We start from the raw sequence: 18485 nt of genomic DNA, 5'->3' as shown, positions 1-18485 counted from the left end.
CAAAATTTTGGAGCTTGTAATTGTTATTTAACTATTATTGTTCTGAGTTAAAGTAGACTTTATAATAATACATTTTCTTTTCTTCGTCAAAACCACGCTCCAAATATTCTTCGGCTGCATCTGGATTTGTCAAATCTAATTTGATATTAATCTTCGTGTCTAATTTAATTTCACTTTTAATTTTCTTCGATTCTTTCATCAAAGTTGGAACTGAAACTTCGAAAGCTTCTACAAATTCAACACGATTATTTTCGCTATAATCTTTCTTATATTCTTTGAATTCGTCAATAATTTCGAAAGGTTTCAAAACTTGATCTTCAAAAATTTCATTCGTTACAACTTCATTTGAATTCAATACATTTATCGAATTTGAGATAAATTCTGCTTGTTGTTTTTTGTCCGTTTTATCCAAAAGAAAATCATTCGAGAAATCTGTAATCAACTCCATATATTTCTTTGTATGGTAATTGTTATCCTTAATCAAATCAATTTCTAAGAAATTTTTCTTCCAATATTCTGACTCCACATTTTTATCATCGATAGAGTAGACGCGGAAACCTTCGTCGCGATAAGCATCAAGAATAAGACAGGCTTTGTCGATTCCTTCTAACTTGTAACCTTTCCAAATGTTGTAATCTAAACCACGCGATTCGTCGAAACGCAAGAATTTTTTCTTATTCTCTAATTTATAAATTCCAATTCCACGACAAGGAATTCCGTCGAACATCATATTCTCGAAAAGCGCAATAAAAACTTCACCACTTTTGATCTGCGGATGCAATGATTTCTCGTATAAATGACTTAAAACTTCTTGCGAAAAATCGATAAAATCTGTTTCTTCATCAAACATTTGCTTGCATTGATTATACAAAACATTAAATTCTAACTTTTCTGTATAATGCGTGAAACGATTAATTTCGAGCGTTTTTTTGAAAGGACTTAATAAGAAAGGAACCAATTGTTCTTCCTTAGATTCGTCGTATTCTAGTGTTTTATCGGCAAAAATGTTAGCTTCTTCTCGAACTTTATGTCCAACTTTTTGTAAACTAATAAAGGCGATGTAAGCATTTTTAACGTCAATCATTTTATATAATTTCTTAAAAACAAAAGTAATCAATTCACAAATCAATACAAACGATGTCAGGAATAAAAATATTTAACAAAATTGTCAAACAAAATTGTTAATACAATTCATTGAATATTAATAATTTATAAATTATTTTGATGATTTATTGATTTTGTATGCTTAAAATTTATAATTATGGCACGGAAATAGTATTAGGAGAGATGTCTTAATTTATTAAAAAGTTGGATGATGAAAAAAATTAGATTTACACTTTTAGGAGTAGCTTTTACAGCCATGTTAGCTGTTGGTGTAAATGCTCAAGATAGAGGTCAAAGAGGTGGTGAGAGAAGTTCTTCTTCAAGAGAAGCAACTTCAAGAAGTCAAGGAAATGGACGCTCTGAAATGGCTAGAACAGAAAATAGAACTAGTCGTATTGAAGGAAATAGAACAGAAAGAATAGATCGCGGTAATTCTACGAACGAATCTTGGAAAAATTCTACAAATAGAACAGAACGTGAAACGAGTACACGTATAGATAGAAACAATACAGCGATTGTAAGTAGTAGACCAAGTTCTAACAAAGATTGGAATAATAGTAGAAATAACAGAGAAAATAGCCAAGGAAATCAAGGCAACAGATCTGAGAGTTTAAAAAACAGAGATTTCTATAACAATCCAGTTCGTATAAATTCTAGCTCATACAACAGAGGAAACCGACCAGTTTCTAATGTGAATGTAAGAAACTATAACAAGTATTCGTACAACAGTTATAATTTCTACGGAAACAACGGTATTTACTATCGTCCTTATAACAATGGATATGTGAGATATATGCCATACGTAGGATTTAGAATTAATATTTTACCAGTAGGTTATGTAACAATTAATATTGGTAATAGAAATCCATATTATTTCTACGAAGGTGTTTATTACAGCCCAAATAGAAATTATTATGAAGTAGTTCAAGCTCCGCTCGGTGCTATCGTATATGCGTTACCAGCAGGATATGAAAGATTAGATTATGGAGGAGAATATCTGTATGAATTTGGAGGTGTTTTGTACCAAAAAATTTACAACAGAGGAACAAGAGCTTATCAAGTAGTAGGTTATTTAGATTAGTATAGGTTTTAGTAGTTAAGTAAAAGCCCAAACAGATTATCTGTTTGGGCTTTTCATTTGTAGCGAAGAGCAGAATCGAACTGCCGACCTCAGGGTTATGAATCCTGCGCTCTAACCATCTGAGCTACCTCGCCTAAATTTTAATTTTTGCAAAGGTAATTTTTTTTTGATTTTATAACAAAACTTATTTTGATTTTCTTTGGTAGATACAATTCATTTTATATCTTGCGACTTCAATAAAATAGAATTATGCCAAAAAAGAAATATCAAGTAGAATTTTCAATCAAGTCTTCACCGTCTTTGCTATATAACTATATTTCAAACCCTTCAGGTTTATCAGAATGGTTTGCAGATAATGTAAATTCTCGTGGAGAAAAATATACTTTTATTTGGGATGGACACGAAGAATCTGCATTTTTGATGAAATCTAAGCAAGATGGATACGTGCGCTTTCAATGGGAATATGATGAAGACACGAAATATTTCTTCGAATTAACAATTGTAGAAGACGATTTAACGAACGATGTATCATTAGTTATTACAGATTTTGCTGATGAAGACGAAGTAGAAGAATCAAAACAATTGTGGGAAAGTCAAATTGAAGATCTTAAAAAAATCTTAGGATCTGTTTAAAATCTATTATTTTGAAAATTAACTTAGGTGGCGTTATTGTCGAAAAAGCAAATGCAGAAATAGGAATTCAGAACAGAGCTTTTCGTAATGGTGATGCTGTAAAAGAAATTTTACGATTTGTAAATGGTGAAATTATTGATTGGGAAGATCATTATTTCAATCTAATGGCTTCTATGCGTATTTACCGCATGAATATTCCGTTAGATTTTACACCAGAATTTTTTCAAGAACAAATCAATTTATTAGCAGAAACAAATCAATCGAAATCAGGAAAAGTAGAATTTTTTGCTTTCAGAAATGATGAGGAAGATTATCTAAAAGCATCTATCAATTATTTGATTTCTATCGAAAATAGTGAAAATGATTGGGAGTTTTTACAAGCTGAAAACGAGATTGATGTTTACAAAGATTATGCGATTAATACTGCATTTTACTCACTTGTGAATACGTATCGTCCAGAAGAAAATATTGCAGAAATCTATCGTTTAGAGAATGATTATGCTGATATTATTTTGCTAAATGCAAACAAAAAAATGGCACGTTCTTTACGAGGAAATATTTTTGTGGTGAATGGAGAAACGATTCGTACGCCGAAAAAAGAAGAAGGTGTTATTACAAGTGTTTTGAGAAATAATTTCATTACAAAAATTAATAAAGCCGAAGAATTTAAAGTAGAAGAAGTAGAAATTTTTCCATTCGAAATTCAGAAAGCAGAAGAAGTTTTCATTTTGATTGATGGAGTTGGAATTTTACCAATTACCAAAAATCGTAAAAAAGAATACACTTTAGACAAAACAAAATCGATTTTTAAGTATTTATAATCGATTAATTCATAGAAGGATCAGCGGGGGTGTTTAGCCAAATTAAGTTTTCACCTCCAAGCTGTTTCATCAATTTCTTCCACAAATCAGCATCCCAACGCTCAAAAATATCAAAATCTAAATCGGTTACAGCCCACGAATTATCGTTTAATTCATCTTTGATTTGTTTTGGCGCCCAACCACAATATCCAATAAAAAACTTGATTTCATCTTGCGTAATCAAATTCTGATTTACCGCATCGCGTACATCTTCATACACACCAGACCAATATAAATTGTCAGCAATTTTTTCGCTATTTCTGATTAAATCAGGGCGTTTGTGAATATAATAGATATTTTCTTTATCGACAGGTCCACCTTCAAAAACAATAGAAGCAGATTCTATTTCAGATACAAAAATACTAATCGGAATATGAGAAGAATGATTAAGAATAAAACCAATACTTCCAGATTCTAAGTGTTCTGTAATTAAAATAACACTTCGCTGAAAAATATCGTTACTTAATGTTGGTTTTGCGACCAAAATAGCTCCTTTTTTTATACTTTTGATAGACATTTTTGTTTCGGTTTTATTGAGTAAAATCTTAACGAAAGATATGATTAGCGGTTTAAAAATATAAAATAATCATTAATGAAACAAGATTTAAGTTATAAAAGAAAAGTTTACGAAAAACAGTCGATGAATTTTGATTCGTTAAGAGAAAATCCGATCGAACAATTTCGTGATTGGTTTTTGCAAGCTGAAGAATCGGATGGAGTAGATGAAGCGAATGCGATGTCTGTTGCGACGATTGGTGAAGATGGATTTCCGAGAACGCGTGTTGTTTTATTGAAAAGATATACGGACGAAGGTTTTATTTTTTATACGAATTACAACAGTCAGAAAGGAAAAGCTTTGTTAGAGAATCCACATGTTTGTTTGTCATTTTTTTGGCCATTTCTCGAAAGACAGATTATTATAAAAGGTGTAGCAGAAAAAACATCGGATAATAATTCGGATGGATATTTCGAAACGCGTCCAAGAAGTAGCCAGTTAGGCGCTTGGATTTCGGCGCAAAGTTCTGTGATTGATGAGTATGAGGATTTAGCAGCAGAAGAATTGGAATTAGAAAAAAAATACGAAGGAAAAGAAATTACGCGCCCAGCACATTGGGGAGGTTTCTTGATTCGTCCAACGGAGATAGAGTTTTGGCAAGGACGTCCAAGTCGTTTACACGATAGAGTTCGTTATGTTTTACAAGACGATTTTGATTGGAAAAAAGAGCGATTAGCGCCTTAAGATATAAAACAAAAGCCTCTAATTAAGAGGCTTTTGTTTTTGATGTATAGTTTAACAATGGTTCGTATTCTTTTAGAAAAGCAGATTTCTTTTGAAACAATAAGTTATTTGAAACTTGATCTACAAAGTATAAATTTTCAATCAAATTCTCAAAAGCATTGTTGTTATAACCTGTAGAGTCAAAAAAGAAAATCCAATCTTCATCTATAAAATATTGCGCATTTTCAACTTTTCGAATTGTTATTTTTTCCTTTGCTATTTCACTTTGTAGAATATCTTTTGTTACATTTTTTAGTTGTTCAACTTGATCATTCAAAACTGTTAAAGCCTCAATTCTTAGCTTTTCGTGAATAGGTTTTGTTGCAAAATTAATATGAGTTCTAATTTCATCTACCAATTGAATATTCGCTGATAAATCTGCTTCAACTTTGATACAATCTTCTAATAAAATAGCTTTTTGTTCATCTAAATTAGATCTGAAAAATATTTTGATATTGTCTAAATATTCAGAAAACTCAGCTTCTTTTTCCTTATTTATTTGCTCCAATTCTTCTTTAACTTTCAGTACATCTTGTTTTTTATTGTAAACAACATTGTTGTATTTGAATGGTTGCGGCTTTTTTTGACTGGAAAAAAAATCTAATTGCAATAAATCAATTTGTAAAGCTAAATATTGTTTTGCAACTATAATATTTTCATCCGAAAACAATTCATTCGTAGGAATATTTTGTTGTTTATCCGTTAAATCAGCTTTTTTAATTCGATCAAAAGGTAAATCATAATTTGAAAAAAAATGATTGTAAACTTTAGGGTAATTGTATTTATTATGAATGCTTTTAAACGTTTCAATAAATTCTGAATTGTCTATTTCATTGACACGATATAAATTTAATTGAAAGAAAAAATTGAATGTAAATTCTTCTTCAAATTCATTATTTTTTTGAAGTAATGTAATGGCTTTTGGAGATTTGTCTATCTCAGAATGATGATTTGTAGACGCTATATTTGCTAAACGTTTGTCCATTTCTGGATGCGTCGACCATAAATCTTCAAATTGTAGTAAAGAATGATTTTGATTAAATTCATTAATTCCAACAATTGCTAAATTATTTTCTAAAGAAAGTTCGTAATCATCGATATAAAAGTCAACTAATTGATTCATATTTTGATAAATATTAGTCGAAAACTTTTTATCATCTTGTAAACTTGTATAAAAATTGGCTAATTCTTGGTAAACAAATTGATACAATTCTATTCTCAATAATGGTTTGCTCATCGTCTCAATTCCCACAACATTTGTTGCAATTTGATCCGCATGAAATTCCATTTCTCGACTTAATTTTAGATAATTAAATTCTAATTTTTTGTGAATTATTTTCAAAATAGATTCAATCATTTTATTGTAAGCAACAGCGCCCATCGAAATAAAACCAACAATTCCATTAATTTGACCTAAATTATCGACATCAAATCTCAAGGTTTGATTACTGTATAAAATATCTTCCATAATTTTGGTCGCATTTCCAACATGACTACCAATTGTCATTGATTTTTGAGAAAAATGCCCAAATTCGTGCGCAATTATTCCTTTTAATTCGTTTTGAGAAATACCATGAAGCAAACCAATACCAATCGACAAATTTTTTCTCGTCGGAAAAACTAAACTTTGCAAATTGTTCGAATAGGAAACATATGCATTTACATCATCAATAATAAATACTTTTTTTGGATGTTTTGTGCCAACTTTATCTGCGGTTTCTTTTATTAATTTGAATAATTCTGGTTGATCTATTTCAAAAATTTCAATTCCATTTGTAACTGTTTTTTTGAAAATATTCAGAATAAATTTAATGTTATAGTAAACGATTAAACCTCCTAAAGCCAACAGTCCCAAACCTAAAATAATGGTAATCCACATTGGTTTTGCTATGACAATAGCGATTCCTCCACAAACACAAATTATAAAAATGATGATGCTCAAAATTGTAGAAAAGAAAAGAGTAATCAAGAAAAGAGCAATCCAAACTGCCGATTTTTTTTGCGCCTTTTTGTACGTTTCAGAAACGTTTATTTTAAAAGAATTCATAGTGTTAATTAAAGTTTCGAATATAAAAAAACCTGATGAAATTTCATCAGGTTTTTTTATAAATAACCGTTTTCAAGACTGCGTTTTAAAAGGTCTAAACTATTTTTAGATTTTGTCTTATATAATATTTTTTTATGATGGGTATGTACCGTATGATACGATATATATAATAAATTGGCGATTTCTTTATCTGAAAAACCTTTAAGCAGTAAACTTAAAATTTCAATTTCCCGTTTTGTAAGTCGTTCTTTGGGTTCACCTTCTATTTTTTCTACTACAATTTTTTTGGAATAAAAGTCGGTTCTTGTTCCCAAACCCGAAACCGTGGCTACGTAATTATTAATAGGTGTAATATGCTGAATATTGGTATGAATGTTTACCGCTTGTAATAATTCACCTTTATCGTTTTTTAAACTATGAAAGGCTTGATGATAAAATAGTTCATAATTACCCTCAGCTGTTTTCATCCTAAAACAATAGCCCGTTTTTAAATGTAATTGATGTTTAGGTCCTAATATTTGATATATTTCCAAAGTCCAAGCTTCAGCCTCCATCACAAAAGCCAAATCATCGGGATGTATTAAATCAATAATATCTTTTAAATGTTCTGGATAAGCATTTAAACCATGAATTGACAAAATATTCTCATGTACATTACTTAATGTACTATTATTAAAATTTAAAATATAATAATAAAAAGATCCGACACTAAAAACATTAGCAAAGAAATGCTCTAAGTCTGGTATTACAATCTCATTTGTATATTCATTAGAAATGACTTCAGGAAATTGATTCCATACATCGTTAAGTAAATGCTTTTTAGGTTCCATAAGCATTGTATTTAATATATATAAAAATAGTTAAATTATGTTAAAAAATACCTCTTTTGAGGTATTTTTTTGCGTTTAGAAATTATGGTACTTTGATATAACACGAATAAAAGTAATTATGAAAAAGCTAATTACTTTACTATTCTTAATTTTTTGTGGACAAACATAGAACCACAATTAACCAATGACGCTATATGCGATGGCTAAATAAAACTTTGAATTGTATATAGAAAATTAAAATGCAGCTCTTATAACCACTAATGTTTATAAAATAACTTGATACCAAGTTTTTAAAATTAATAACAACTTATTCTATATAAATTTTACAAAAACCGAAACCCTTACAAAATGCTTTTACTTAAAAGAAAATAAAAATTGAAATATCCTATTGGAAAGATTAAATACAAAAGTTAGAAATCAGAAGTTAAAAGTTGAAAACTGAAATAACTATTAAAAATAAAAACTATGAAAACAATTATTAAAACCTTTTGCCTATTGTTATTTGTAGCTGTAACTACAAAAGCTTATGCACAAACACTAACCAATGGAAATTATACTTCTGCCGATGGATATTATACGGTTTCTGTCGTACATCAAAATAACGAAATTACTTTAACCGAACCTAATAAAGTAAATGTGTACCAAAATGCGGGTAATAATATGTATTATCATACCGAACCAAAATATGCCGATTATTACCTAAAAATAACTGGTACGCAACAATATTATACTGGTAAAAATGGAGGGACAGAATACCTTTTTACTTTTTCGGGAAGTAATACATTACAAGATGATTTAGCAGGAGGTATTGACAATTGTCCGTTATATGATAAATATGAAAATCTTGCAAGTGAAGATGAGCTAAATGCACAAGTATGGACATTTTGCGGTGCAGCAGCTTTGGTGAAATGCACCTATAACGAAGAAGGAGCTAGCAAATATATAAAAGATGTTATTGTAACACTAAAGCTAATAATGACAGATCCTTCTACTTGCCCGTGTACTGATGTAATTTCCCAAGCAGTTTGGAATGCTAATTAAAAAATAGATAAAGAATGATGGCTTTGTTAATGTAGCCAGAAATCAGAAGTTGTGTCACTTCGAGCCTATAGAGAAGACTTATAACAAATCACAAATAACAATTAAAATTATAGAAACTATGAAAAAACTACTCACACTATTCGCCATATTCTTAGGTTTAGGAATAGCGAATGCACAAAAAATGTTTTCCCTATCTTATGCACCCGATAAAGAAACTGAAGACAATGTATATGGTTTCCCAGCAGAATTTAAGCTCAGTGCTTCTATTTCAGAAATTGGCGAAGCAGTAGTTGTTTTGGAAGATTACAAAATAGACCAATCCAAAGGTTTCTTCAACAAGTTTGGATCAGAAAAAAAAGGAAAATTTTATCCTTGTAATTCTTTAAACGATCTTTGCAATCAATCGAAAATACCAATATCTCTTTGGGTAGCTGCAGTATGGGAATATGCAGGAAAAACATACATCAGTGGAGCAAACCAAATTAATACGCATATACCTCAATACAAAAATAATATTTCCCCACCTGGAGAAATAGGATATAATGCGGTGAAAGAAGGTAAAGCAAAACTAGTAGGTATAAATTTCAAATCGTATTCTGTTAATAAAATCGATGCAATGATGAATATTATCTACAAATTGAAAGAGAATACAAAGTAAATAAATGTATTATTCTATGTCCTCACGTTTCCAAGACCAAAACAAAACCATTCAAGATTTCTACAACGAAGTTTGGGTAGTTTGCCCATCTTGCGATAAAAAAGCGGTGGCAAAAGTTATCGAAGAAAACAACCAAGTAAGTTTGTACTGCAAGCATTGTGGTTATAACAAAAAAAAATCTACAGAAATTTATATTTCGGGTACAAAAGGCATTTTAGAAATGCCCGCACACCGTTTTTTTGATACAGAACTTTGATTGCAAGCATCTTTCAAAAATGAAATGTTTTATGCATACAATGACGAACATCTTACGTATTTAGAAAACTACATTAGCGCCAATTTACGCGAACATAAGGGTAGAAGCCATTTCACACTATTAGAAAAGTTACCCAAATTTTACCACGAATCTAAAAACCGTGAGGCATTATTGAAAATTATTCAAAAATTAAAAAAAAAATAAAATGAAAAAATTAATCATTCTATTCGCAATATTCTTAGGATTTGGAATAGCGAATGCACAAACAAAATTAGAAAAAATAGAATTAAGAGGTAAAACGTATACTGTTAGTAAAGAGTTTCCTTCAGAAATATTAGGTAAATATCTGTATGATAAGGTAGGCGAACCTATTGTAGAACTCAACGCAAATGGAGAAGGTCTTTTTCAGTACCACGGCAGACCAGCTACCAAGATGCAATTTTGGATAGATTGTGATGAAAAAGGGGTTCCTAGAACAAAACCTTACGGAGCCGATCGATATGAATATACGTTACTTGTTCAATATTTGGAAGGTAATGATAATCAAATTTCTGTTGACAATTACACATTGATGGATGTCTTTGTAGCAAAAGACTTAGGATATACCATCATTTATAGCGAACGATATAAATCTCTCTAGTAAAAAAAAACCTGATGAAATTTCATCAGGTTTTTTCTATATCATTTTATTGTTGATTATTTTTTAAACTCTTGCGCAGTTTTACGAATAATAGCTAAACATTCGTGTAATTGTTCTTCGTTCATCACTAAAGGAGGAGCGAAACGAATGATGTTTCCATGTGTCGGTTTAGCTAATAATCCGTTGTCTTTCATTGCAACACAGAAATTCCATGCTGTTTCAGATTCTGGTGTATCGTTGATTAAAATTGCATTTAATAAACCTTTTCCACGAACTGATTTGAATAACGGAAATTCTTCAGCCATTTTCGTGATTTCTGCTCTAAAAATTTGTCCTAATTTTTCAGAATTTTCAGCTAATTTTTCGTCCAAAACAACTTGCAAAGCTTCTGTTGCAACAGCCGCAGCTAATGGATTTCCTCCATAAGTAGAACCGTGTTGTCCTGGTTTGATCACATTCATGATTTCATCATTTGCTAAAACTGCAGAAACTGGATAAGCTCCACCTGAAACGGCTTTACCTAAGATTAAAACATCAGCATCAATATTTTCGTGATCGATTGCTAACATTTTTCCTGTACGCGCAATTCCTGTTTGAATTTCGTCTGCGATAAATAAAACATTATGTTGTTTACATAATTCTTCACAAGCTTTCAAATATCCTTCAGAAGGTACATTAACACCAGCTTCTCCTTGAATTGGTTCTACTAAGAATCCACAAATTTTATCTGCTTTTTCTTCTAAAATTTGTTTTAAAGCTTCAACATCATTGTATTCTACAGCTTCGAAACCGCTTGTGTAAGGATTAAAGTTTTTGCGTGCATCTTCATCATTCGAGAAAGAAATAATAGTAGTTGTACGACCATGGAAATTGTCTTTACATACCACAATAATAGCTTCACCAGTTGGAATTCCTTTCTTTTCGTAACCCCATTTACGAGCAATTTTTAGCGCTGTTTCTACTGCTTCTGCACCCGTATTCATTGGTAATACTTTATCGAAACCGAATAATTCTGTGATAAATTTTTCGTATTTTCCTAATTTCGCATTATAAAAAGCACGAGAAGTTAACGTTAATTTTTCGGCTTGATCTTTCAACGCTTTGATGATTCGCGGATGACAGTGACCTTGATTAACAGCTGAATAAGCTGATAAAAAGTCGAAATATTTTTTCCCATCAACATCCCAAACGTAAACACCTTCACCTTTTTCCAATACAACTGGAAGCGGATGATAGTTATGCGCTCCGTATTTTTCTTCTAATGCAATTAATTCTGCTGATTTTTCCATGTAATGATTTGTTTTTGTTTGTTCGTAATATTTTATAAAAAAACCGACAAATAATGGTCGGTTCTATTTCGTTCCTAAATTTTTCTCAATTAATTGAATATCTTTTCCAAAGAATTTTTTTGCAACTTTTATAATATTATCCGTATTGTCAGAAATATAAAATGTATAGTTTGCAACAGCATCTTTAGCAGCCAATTTTCCTTCTTTTGCTAATTGATAAATCACTTGATTCACGACAATTAAAGGTGAATTTACAATGTCAACTTTTCCTTCAAACACTTGATTGATTTCTTTTCCTAGATGCGTATAATGTGTACATCCCAAAATAATCGAATCAATTCCTTCTAATTTTTTGTTCAACAAATAGGTTTCTAAAACTGCTTTCGAAATCGTTGAATTTGTAAAACCTTCTTCGATAACAGGAACTAGGAGCGGAGTTGCCATTTCAATAACCGTAATATGTTTATTTCGACGACGAATTGCTTTCTTGTAAGCGCCCGAATTTACAGTTGCTTTTGTTGCAATAACACCTATTTTTTCTCTTAATTCGAACGAAACTTTCTCTGCAACTGGCGAAATAACATCGATAACAGGAACATCTTTTCCTGCAGCTTCTCTAATTTCTTTCAACGAATTAGCTGTTGCAGAATTACATGCAACTAAAATCGCTTTACAATTATTGTCTATTAAAAAATTAGTAATGTCTACCGAAAATTGTCTAATCGCTTCTTTCGATTTTTCTCCGTAAGGCAAATTTTGAGTATCGCCAAAATAGACCAAACTTTCGTTTGGTAGCAGACGTTTTATTTCTTTTGCAAACGTCAAACCGCCAACTCCAGAGTCGAAAACACCAATTGGTCTGTTATCATTCATATCGCAAATTTAACAAATTAATCGATGTAAAATAATCTTGAAGCAATTCCATCTGCGAAAAATTTTGCTTCGGGTTTCAAAATAATTTTATTTTCTTTCTTTTCGACTAAATTTTCGTTGATTAATTGATTGAGTTCTTGATTAAAAGAATCAATCAAAGGTTGAGAGAATTCTGAATTAATTCGATTTAAATCTATTCCATAAATTGTTCTCAATCCAATCATTATCATTTCATTAAATTGTTCTACTTCATTCAAAACTTCAATTTCTTGAGGTAACTTATTTTCGTTGATAGTTTGTATATATTTTGAATTATTTGCAATGTTCCAAGCACGAGTTTTTCCGTTATAAGAATGTGCAGAAGGTCCAATTCCTAAATAATGAATTCCTTTCCAATAATTAGAATTGTGCAAAGAAAAATAGTCTTCTTTTCCGAAATTGGAGATTTCATATTGAATAAAATCATTTGAAGTTAAAGTGTCTACTAAAAGTTGAAACTGTTCGTTTTGACGATCTTCATCAACTGGTTTTGTGATTCCTTTTTTGATCTGATGATCTAAAATTGTTTTTTCTTCGACTGTCAAGGCATAAGAAGAAATATGTGGAACATTTAGCTCAATTGCCTTTTGCAAATTTTGTTTCCACATTTCGTTAGTTGTGGTTGTAGAACCATAAATCAAATCAATAGTGATATTTTCGAAACCAAAATCTTGAGCCAATTTTATAGAAGTTTCGGCTTCTTGTGCATTATGTGCACGATTCATCAATTTCAAATCTTCTTCAAAAAATGATTGAACGCCAATCGAAAAACGATTAATCGGAGTTGATTTTAAGAAATTAAGTTTTTCTTTGTTCAAATCATCGGGATTTGTTTCTAGTGTAATTTCTTTTAAATTTTTGGTCGAATAATTTTTATAAATCGTTTCGAAAATACTTTCTAATTCAATTTCGGATAGAATAGAAGGTGTTCCTCCTCCAAAATAAATTGTTTCTAAAGGTGCTGAAATTTCATCTTTTCTGATCTCAAGTTCTTTATTAATTGCTTGAATTAAATTTGATTTATGTTGAAGATTAGTCGAAAAATGAAAATCGCAATAGCTACATTTTTGTTTACAAAACGGGATATGAATATAAATTCCTGCCAAAATATTATGATTTGAGACAAAATTATAATGAAATTATAGGCTAAAAAAATTGTTATAAAAAAAAACTAAAAATTAATATTGGTTTTGTAAATAAATCTTATATCTTTATCAACGAAAATAAAATACTATGAATAAAGGAACTGTAAAATTCTTTAATGAAGAAAAAGGATACGGATTTATTAAAGATGACGAATCAGGAAAAGAGTACTTCGTACACGTTTCTGGTTTAACAGACAAAGTAGCTCAAAACGATAAAGTATCTTTTGACTTAGAACAAGGAAAAAAAGGCATCAACGCCGTTAATGTGAAAGTAATCTAATTAATATATTATCTCAACATATTTCTTGTAAGCGACCTGTTTAGGTCGCTTTTTTTATTCTTTGATTTCGTCACTATTTTGATAAAACTCTGCATCACGAAGCAATTCATTTACGAAATGATACAATCTTCCTAACTGATATTTTGCCAAATAATGACCATATAAACTCGCTAAATAAGTCCCTAAAGCAATCAATAACGCAACAGGTATACTCCAAATCCATACACTATTTCCTTGTACAATATATTCGGAAACCGCATAAGAGCCTAATGTGATAAAAATAGCTCCACTCAAACCATACAAAAATGCAAAAAATGTCCAAACATTAGAAGGCGGACCAATAATTCCTCTAACAACCAAATAATCAGGATGATCGTCATCTTCTTCAATTCGGATTTGCAATTGCGGATGCCAATATTTATCCTTGTCTTTTCGGACACGAATCATTGCAACTTCCTGATTGGCATAACCTCCGTATTCGGTAGAATTTGTTTCGAGGTGTTTTTTGATTAAATCAATAAATTCTTGTTTTGATAAATGTGTAAAAACCTTAAATCGTGGTCGGCTTAAAAGAGATTTAATTGGAACTTTTTGGCTCATATTCTATTACTTTCTTTAAATTTACAATAAATGTTTAGATTATGACAAAAATCATTTCTGATACTTATGAGAAAATTTATGAAATAGTTCGTCAAATTCCCGAAGGGCGTGTTTCTACTTATGGATTGATTGCAAAATATATAGGCGAAAAATTTTCTGCGCGTGTGGTTGGTTATGCAATGAATCATGCACATAATAGAGAAGATGTTCCTGCGCATCGTGTTGTAAACAGAAATGGTTTGTTAACTGGAAAACATCATTTTAATCCTTCGAGTTTGATGCAAAAATTGTTAGAGAATGAAGGAGTGGAGATTATAAATGATAAAGTGGTTAATTTTAAAGAAATTGTATGGGATCCGAACGAATCTCATTAAAATCTGTAACAAAATTTACTTTCTTCTTACTAATTTTACAAATCAAATGATATAGAAAATGGAATTTTTATTGCAAGCTCAAGGCTTAACAAGAAAATATAAAGATAAAGTTGCGCTTAATAATTTTAGTATCAATATTCCACAAGGTTCTATTTATGGACTTTTGGGACCAAATGGTGCTGGAAAAACAACTTTTATTCGTATTGTCAATCAAATTACGGCGCCAGATAGTGGAACGATTTTGCTAAATGGTGAACCTTTGACGAAAAAATCAATCGGACAAGTTGGTTATATGCCAGAAGAACGTGGTTTGTACAAGAATATGAAAGTTGGAGAACAGGCACTGTATTTTGCAAAACTGAAAGGTCTTTCTTCTGCTGAAGCTAAAAAACGTACCGAATATTGGTTCGAGAAACTTGATATGATGTCTTGGTGGAACAAGAAATTGAGTGAGTTGTCGAAAGGAATGGGACAAAAAGTTCAGTTTGTGATTACAGTTATTCATAATCCTTCTTTGCTGATTTTCGATGAACCTTTTAGTGGTTTTGATCCTGTAAACGCACAAATTATTGCGAATGAAATTCTTGAATTAAGAGACAAAGGAACAACAATTATTTTCTCAACACATCGTATGGAATCTGTTGAAGAAATGTGTGATCATGTGGCATTGATTAATCAATCGAATAAAGTGTTAGATGGAACGATTGAAGAAGTTAGAAATCAATTTAAGACAGGAAAGTTTTCGATTCAATTGAATGAAATTCCTGCTGATTCTCTTCAAAATTTAGCAAATGAATTTGAGATTTCGGATGTACGAAACATTAATCAACGAACTGAATTTAATTTATTGTATAATAAAGAAACACCAACCAATGTGATTTTAGATAAATTGATGCAAGTTGGACAAGTTCATCAATTCAAAGAGATTATTCCTTCGATGAATGATGTGTTTTTGGAAGCCGTTAAACAAAGTTCAATTCCTAATCTTTAAGCTAATTTTCAAATGAAAAATATATTTTTAGTTGCACAACGTGAGTTCTTTTCTCAAGTAAAAAACAAAGCGTTTATTGTTATGACTTTTCTTTCGCCTTTACTGATTGTTGGAGCAGGAGCGGTGATTTTCTTTTTGAGTTCTGCAAATAATTCCGAAGTGAAAAACATTGCAATTGTAGATGAAAGTACAGAGTTTGTAACCTCGTTTAAATCGACTAAACAAATGATGTTCAGTATTTACACGCCTCAAGAATTGAAATCGATCAAAGATACATTGAAAGGAAGCGAATATTTGAATGCGATTCTTCATATTCCAAAAAATACAGATGGAAATTATGATAATATCGAGAAAAATACAGAATTAATCACAAATGGAAATCTTGGAATTACTGATCGAGAAAAACTTTCGAGAACAATTAGTGATAAGATTGAAAAAGAAAAACAAGCAAAATCTGGTATTGATAAAGCTGCTTTAGAAGCTTCTAAGGCTCGCGTTAACCTGAATGTTTTCAACGTTACAGACGGAAAAGAAGACAAAGGAATGGAGTTGAAAATCGGATTATCGATGTTTTTAACTTACATTATTTTCATGTTTGTGATGATTTATGGCGTAAAAGTTATGCGTTCGGTTGTTGAAGAAAAGAATAATCGTGTTGTAGAAATTATCATTTCTTCTGTGAAACCTTTCGAATTGATGATGGGTAAAATTTTAGGAACGACAATGGTTGCAGTGACGCAATTTGCAATATGGATTGGAATGACAATGGGGTTATTGATTTTATTTCCTGCAATTGCAGCATCGAGAATGGATATGTCACAACAAATGATGAATCAAGCACAATTAGCGGAAACTAACCCAGATATGATGCAAAAAGTAACAGAAATTAGCGAAGTGTTGTTGACGTTTAATTATCCGTTAATCATTTTTGCTTTTATTGCTTATTTCATCTTGGGATATTTGTTTTACAGCTCTGTTTTCGCAGCAATTGGTTCTGCGGTTGACAATGATACTGATACGCAACAATTCACATATTTTCCTTTAGTTCCGATGATGATTGGACTTTATGGAAGTATGACAACTTTCGAAAATCCTGATGGTCCAGTTGCTTTTTGGTTATCAATGATTCCATTAACTTCGCCCATCTCAATGATTACTCGAATTCCTTTCGATGTTCCGATTTGGCAATTAGCTTTATCCTTATTTTTGCTTTTAATCAGCACCATATTTATGGTTTATATTGCTGGAAAAATCTATAGAATTGGAATTTTAATTTATGGTAAAAAACCAACTGTGAAAGAAATGGTGAAATGGATTTCCTATAAAAACTAATTTTACACAACTATAAAACCAAAAAAGAGCTTGATTTATCAAGCTCTTTTTTGATGATAGATATTCGATTTATTTTGTAATCAACGTAAATGTTTTATTCATAATAGAATCCACCTTAAAGGTTAATTTATCTGCACCTTTTGCATTTAAATGATCTGAATTTTTGAAATCTTTTTTACTGAAACTTTTATTATTGATAAAATAATCGATGAAAATGACATTATCATATTCCGATAAGCGATTAATATTATTTTTTAAGTTGAAATACTGAGGTGTTTTTATAACATAATTTTTATACAAATTAGTTGTAGGAGTAGCTAATAGAACAACTTTTATATCATTTGATTTTGCTTGTTTTATAATTTGTTCTAAATCATGATAATGTGTTTTTATAATATGTTGTATTTGATTTGAATTCAAATTTGCACAATGTCTTTCAAACGTTTTTTTAGCATAAATACTATCATTCCAACTTGGTTCGTATCGCTTATTTATATATCCATTAGTATCTATTGTCAAATTATTTTTATCCTCAATCCAATATTCTTTTATTCGATTATAATTAATATCAATAGGTTCTGAGAAAAATTCATAATTAAGATTTAAGTCGTTATTATTTATATCAATATTCCAATAAATTGAATAATATTTTAATTTTTTTTGATTAAAATCATTCAATTGTTTTGTAAACGAAAAATACGAAATGGGAATAATAATGGTTTTTAAATTGGGTAAATATTTTCGATTTTGTTCAAAAATTTTATAATCTAAATCCAATGATTGAGCAGAATGCGCAGCATTAAAAGTTTTATTTTTAAATAATTTTGGATTGAGTCCTGTAAAGGTATGAGAACTCCCAAGAATCAAAGTTTCTATTTGTTTTCCATTTTCTTTTAAATAATCTGCTTTGTATTTGTAATCGTTCGGAATTTTGCGAAGTGTTTGTTCTATTCTAATTATTGTCACAATAATAAATAAAGGTATAATGAAGCGTAATAATTTTTTCATGAAGATCTAGAAATCTTGAAATCTTGAAATTCCATTTTTTAGAATTGTACAAAAGTAAAGTAATTCGGTATAATTTTTTGTCAATTTTCTACCTATTTTCTTATTTTAAACTTACTTTTGAGTTA

21 protein-coding genes and 1 tRNA gene are annotated in these 18485 nt (G+C 30.3%); 12 read left to right on the top strand and 10 right to left on the bottom strand.

What is annotated here, in order from left to right; genetic code table 11:
- Nucleotides 1-34: 34 nt before the first annotated feature.
- On the bottom strand, nt 35-1084 hold the full coding sequence (locus tag N5D90_RS03130) for a nucleoid-associated protein (protein WP_280045571.1): 1050 nt from the start codon (nt 1082-1084) through the stop codon (nt 35-37).
- A gap of 231 nt (nt 1085-1315) precedes the next feature.
- Here N5D90_RS03130 and N5D90_RS03125 point away from each other — a divergent pair, with 231 nt between their 5' ends.
- Entirely contained in the window at nt 1316-2185 is an 870-nt protein-coding gene (locus N5D90_RS03125) for a DUF6515 family protein (protein WP_280061524.1), read from the top strand.
- Between the two features lie 60 nt (nt 2186-2245).
- Here the strand turns inward: N5D90_RS03125 and N5D90_RS03120 are convergent.
- A tRNA-Met gene (locus tag N5D90_RS03120) sits at nt 2246-2319 on the bottom strand.
- Between the two features lie 115 nt (nt 2320-2434).
- Between N5D90_RS03120 and N5D90_RS03115 the strand changes: the two genes are divergently transcribed.
- A complete protein-coding gene (locus tag N5D90_RS03115; RefSeq protein ID WP_038330532.1) occupies nt 2435-2818 on the top strand; it encodes an START-like domain-containing protein in 384 nt (127 codons plus the stop codon).
- A gap of 11 nt (nt 2819-2829) precedes the next feature.
- Complete coding sequence (locus N5D90_RS03110) at nt 2830-3639, top strand: aminotransferase class IV (protein WP_280061523.1); 810 nt, start codon at nt 2830-2832, stop codon at nt 3637-3639.
- 4 nt (nt 3640-3643) lie between these two features.
- Here the strand turns inward: N5D90_RS03110 and N5D90_RS03105 are convergent, their stop codons facing one another.
- Nucleotides 3644-4195 carry a YqgE/AlgH family protein gene (locus N5D90_RS03105; RefSeq protein ID WP_180904473.1) on the bottom strand — a complete coding sequence of 184 codons (552 nt, stop codon included), beginning with the start codon at nt 4193-4195 and terminating at the stop codon, nt 3644-3646.
- 75 nt (nt 4196-4270) lie between these two features.
- On the opposite strand from N5D90_RS03105, the gene pdxH reads away from it, so the two are divergent.
- Nucleotides 4271-4918 (top strand): pyridoxamine 5'-phosphate oxidase, encoded by a 648-nt coding sequence (pdxH, locus tag N5D90_RS03100; RefSeq protein WP_280061522.1) that lies wholly within the window; start codon nt 4271-4273, stop codon nt 4916-4918.
- Between the two features lie 22 nt (nt 4919-4940).
- On the opposite strand, the gene N5D90_RS03095 is transcribed toward pdxH, so the two are convergent.
- Together N5D90_RS03095 and N5D90_RS03090 are read right to left on the bottom strand one after the other, a co-directional pair.
- Nucleotides 4941-7004: a M48 family metalloprotease gene (locus N5D90_RS03095; protein ID WP_280061521.1), complete on the bottom strand. Its 2064-nt coding sequence runs from the start codon at nt 7002-7004 to the stop codon at nt 4941-4943.
- A 56-nt stretch (nt 7005-7060) separates the two neighbouring features.
- Nucleotides 7061-7834, bottom strand: coding sequence for a helix-turn-helix transcriptional regulator (locus N5D90_RS03090; protein ID WP_280061520.1), 774 nt, complete (start codon nt 7832-7834; stop codon nt 7061-7063).
- A gap of 465 nt (nt 7835-8299) precedes the next feature.
- On the opposite strand from N5D90_RS03090, the gene N5D90_RS03085 reads away from it, so the two are divergent.
- The 4 genes from N5D90_RS03085 (at nt 8300) to N5D90_RS03070 (ending at nt 10429) form a co-directional block, all read left to right on the top strand.
- Complete coding sequence (locus tag N5D90_RS03085) at nt 8300-8875, top strand: hypothetical protein (RefSeq protein ID WP_280061519.1); 576 nt, start codon at nt 8300-8302, stop codon at nt 8873-8875.
- Between the two features lie 118 nt (nt 8876-8993).
- On the top strand, nt 8994-9533 hold the full coding sequence (locus N5D90_RS03080; RefSeq protein ID WP_280061518.1) for a hypothetical protein: 540 nt from the start codon (nt 8994-8996) through the stop codon (nt 9531-9533).
- A gap of 16 nt (nt 9534-9549) precedes the next feature.
- Nucleotides 9550-9789: a hypothetical protein gene (locus N5D90_RS03075; protein ID WP_280061517.1), complete on the top strand. Its 240-nt coding sequence runs from the start codon at nt 9550-9552 to the stop codon at nt 9787-9789.
- 205 nt (nt 9790-9994) lie between these two features.
- On the top strand, nt 9995-10429 hold the full coding sequence (locus tag N5D90_RS03070; RefSeq protein ID WP_280061516.1) for a hypothetical protein: 435 nt from the start codon (nt 9995-9997) through the stop codon (nt 10427-10429).
- Nucleotides 10430-10485: 56 nt separating this feature from the next.
- On the opposite strand, the gene rocD is transcribed toward N5D90_RS03070, so the two are convergent.
- The 3 genes from rocD to hemW form a co-directional block, all read right to left on the bottom strand.
- Complete coding sequence (rocD, locus tag N5D90_RS03065) at nt 10486-11718, bottom strand: ornithine--oxo-acid transaminase (RefSeq protein ID WP_280061515.1); 1233 nt, start codon at nt 11716-11718, stop codon at nt 10486-10488.
- A gap of 63 nt (nt 11719-11781) precedes the next feature.
- Complete coding sequence (gene murI / locus N5D90_RS03060) at nt 11782-12591, bottom strand: glutamate racemase (RefSeq protein WP_280061514.1); 810 nt, start codon at nt 12589-12591, stop codon at nt 11782-11784.
- Nucleotides 12592-12608: 17 nt separating this feature from the next.
- On the bottom strand, nt 12609-13736 hold the full coding sequence (hemW, locus tag N5D90_RS03055; protein WP_280061513.1) for a radical SAM family heme chaperone HemW: 1128 nt from the start codon (nt 13734-13736) through the stop codon (nt 12609-12611).
- Between the two features lie 127 nt (nt 13737-13863).
- Between hemW and N5D90_RS03050 the strand changes: the two genes are divergently transcribed.
- The gene (locus N5D90_RS03050; protein ID WP_038330556.1) at nt 13864-14055 is read left to right on the top strand and encodes a cold-shock protein; all 192 of its coding nucleotides are present in this window, start codon (nt 13864-13866) and stop codon (nt 14053-14055) included.
- A gap of 54 nt (nt 14056-14109) precedes the next feature.
- On the opposite strand, the gene N5D90_RS03045 is transcribed toward N5D90_RS03050, so the two are convergent.
- Nucleotides 14110-14655: a hypothetical protein gene (locus tag N5D90_RS03045; RefSeq protein ID WP_280061512.1), complete on the bottom strand. Its 546-nt coding sequence runs from the start codon at nt 14653-14655 to the stop codon at nt 14110-14112.
- A 41-nt stretch (nt 14656-14696) separates the two neighbouring features.
- Here N5D90_RS03045 and N5D90_RS03040 point away from each other — a divergent pair, with 41 nt between their 5' ends.
- The 3 genes from N5D90_RS03040 to N5D90_RS03030 are packed head-to-tail and all read left to right on the top strand — an operon-like array spanning nt 14697 to nt 17352.
- A complete protein-coding gene (locus tag N5D90_RS03040; protein WP_038330558.1) occupies nt 14697-15029 on the top strand; it encodes an MGMT family protein in 333 nt (110 codons plus the stop codon).
- A gap of 58 nt (nt 15030-15087) precedes the next feature.
- Nucleotides 15088-16020 carry an ABC transporter ATP-binding protein gene (locus N5D90_RS03035; RefSeq protein ID WP_038330560.1) on the top strand — a complete coding sequence of 311 codons (933 nt, stop codon included), beginning with the start codon at nt 15088-15090 and terminating at the stop codon, nt 16018-16020.
- Between the two features lie 12 nt (nt 16021-16032).
- Entirely contained in the window at nt 16033-17352 is a 1320-nt protein-coding gene (locus N5D90_RS03030) for an ABC transporter permease (RefSeq protein ID WP_038330561.1), read from the top strand.
- Between the two features lie 69 nt (nt 17353-17421).
- On the opposite strand, the gene N5D90_RS03025 is transcribed toward N5D90_RS03030, so the two are convergent.
- The gene (locus N5D90_RS03025; protein WP_280061511.1) at nt 17422-18360 is read right to left on the bottom strand and encodes a hypothetical protein; all 939 of its coding nucleotides are present in this window, start codon (nt 18358-18360) and stop codon (nt 17422-17424) included.
- Nucleotides 18361-18485: the final 125 nt, after the last annotated feature.

This window comes from Empedobacter sp. GD03797, assembly GCF_029842105.1.
GTDB lineage: Bacteria > Bacteroidota > Bacteroidia > Flavobacteriales > Weeksellaceae > Empedobacter > Empedobacter falsenii_C.
The sequence above is the reverse complement of the archived record's forward strand: the minus strand, read 5'-3'. Positions and strand labels throughout refer to the sequence as shown.

Excerpts from the sequence above, each read along its gene's own strand:
- N5D90_RS03130 (WP_280045571.1), bottom strand. The coding sequence starts at position 1,084 with ATGATTGACGTTAAAAATGCTTACATCGCCTTTATTAGTTTACAAAAA.
- N5D90_RS03125 (WP_280061524.1), top strand. The coding sequence starts at position 1,316 with ATGAAAAAAATTAGATTTACACTTTTAGGAGTAGCTTTTACAGCCATG.
- N5D90_RS03115 (WP_038330532.1), top strand. The coding sequence starts at position 2,435 with ATGCCAAAAAAGAAATATCAAGTAGAATTTTCAATCAAGTCTTCACCG.
- N5D90_RS03105 (WP_180904473.1), bottom strand. The coding sequence starts at position 4,195 with ATGTCTATCAAAAGTATAAAAAAAGGAGCTATTTTGGTCGCAAAACCA.
- pdxH (WP_280061522.1), top strand. The coding sequence starts at position 4,271 with ATGAAACAAGATTTAAGTTATAAAAGAAAAGTTTACGAAAAACAGTCG.
- N5D90_RS03095 (WP_280061521.1), bottom strand. The coding sequence starts at position 7,004 with ATGAATTCTTTTAAAATAAACGTTTCTGAAACGTACAAAAAGGCGCAA.
- N5D90_RS03090 (WP_280061520.1), bottom strand. The coding sequence starts at position 7,834 with ATGGAACCTAAAAAGCATTTACTTAACGATGTATGGAATCAATTTCCT.
- N5D90_RS03085 (WP_280061519.1), top strand. The coding sequence starts at position 8,300 with ATGAAAACAATTATTAAAACCTTTTGCCTATTGTTATTTGTAGCTGTA.
- N5D90_RS03080 (WP_280061518.1), top strand. The coding sequence starts at position 8,994 with ATGAAAAAACTACTCACACTATTCGCCATATTCTTAGGTTTAGGAATA.
- N5D90_RS03075 (WP_280061517.1), top strand. The coding sequence starts at position 9,550 with ATGTCCTCACGTTTCCAAGACCAAAACAAAACCATTCAAGATTTCTAC.
- N5D90_RS03070 (WP_280061516.1), top strand. The coding sequence starts at position 9,995 with ATGAAAAAATTAATCATTCTATTCGCAATATTCTTAGGATTTGGAATA.
- rocD (WP_280061515.1), bottom strand. The coding sequence starts at position 11,718 with ATGGAAAAATCAGCAGAATTAATTGCATTAGAAGAAAAATACGGAGCG.
- murI (WP_280061514.1), bottom strand. The coding sequence starts at position 12,591 with ATGAATGATAACAGACCAATTGGTGTTTTCGACTCTGGAGTTGGCGGT.
- N5D90_RS03050 (WP_038330556.1), top strand. The coding sequence starts at position 13,864 with ATGAATAAAGGAACTGTAAAATTCTTTAATGAAGAAAAAGGATACGGA.
- N5D90_RS03045 (WP_280061512.1), bottom strand. The coding sequence starts at position 14,655 with ATGAGCCAAAAAGTTCCAATTAAATCTCTTTTAAGCCGACCACGATTT.
- N5D90_RS03040 (WP_038330558.1), top strand. The coding sequence starts at position 14,697 with ATGACAAAAATCATTTCTGATACTTATGAGAAAATTTATGAAATAGTT.
- N5D90_RS03035 (WP_038330560.1), top strand. The coding sequence starts at position 15,088 with ATGGAATTTTTATTGCAAGCTCAAGGCTTAACAAGAAAATATAAAGAT.
- N5D90_RS03030 (WP_038330561.1), top strand. The coding sequence starts at position 16,033 with ATGAAAAATATATTTTTAGTTGCACAACGTGAGTTCTTTTCTCAAGTA.
- N5D90_RS03025 (WP_280061511.1), bottom strand. The coding sequence starts at position 18,360 with ATGAAAAAATTATTACGCTTCATTATACCTTTATTTATTATTGTGACA.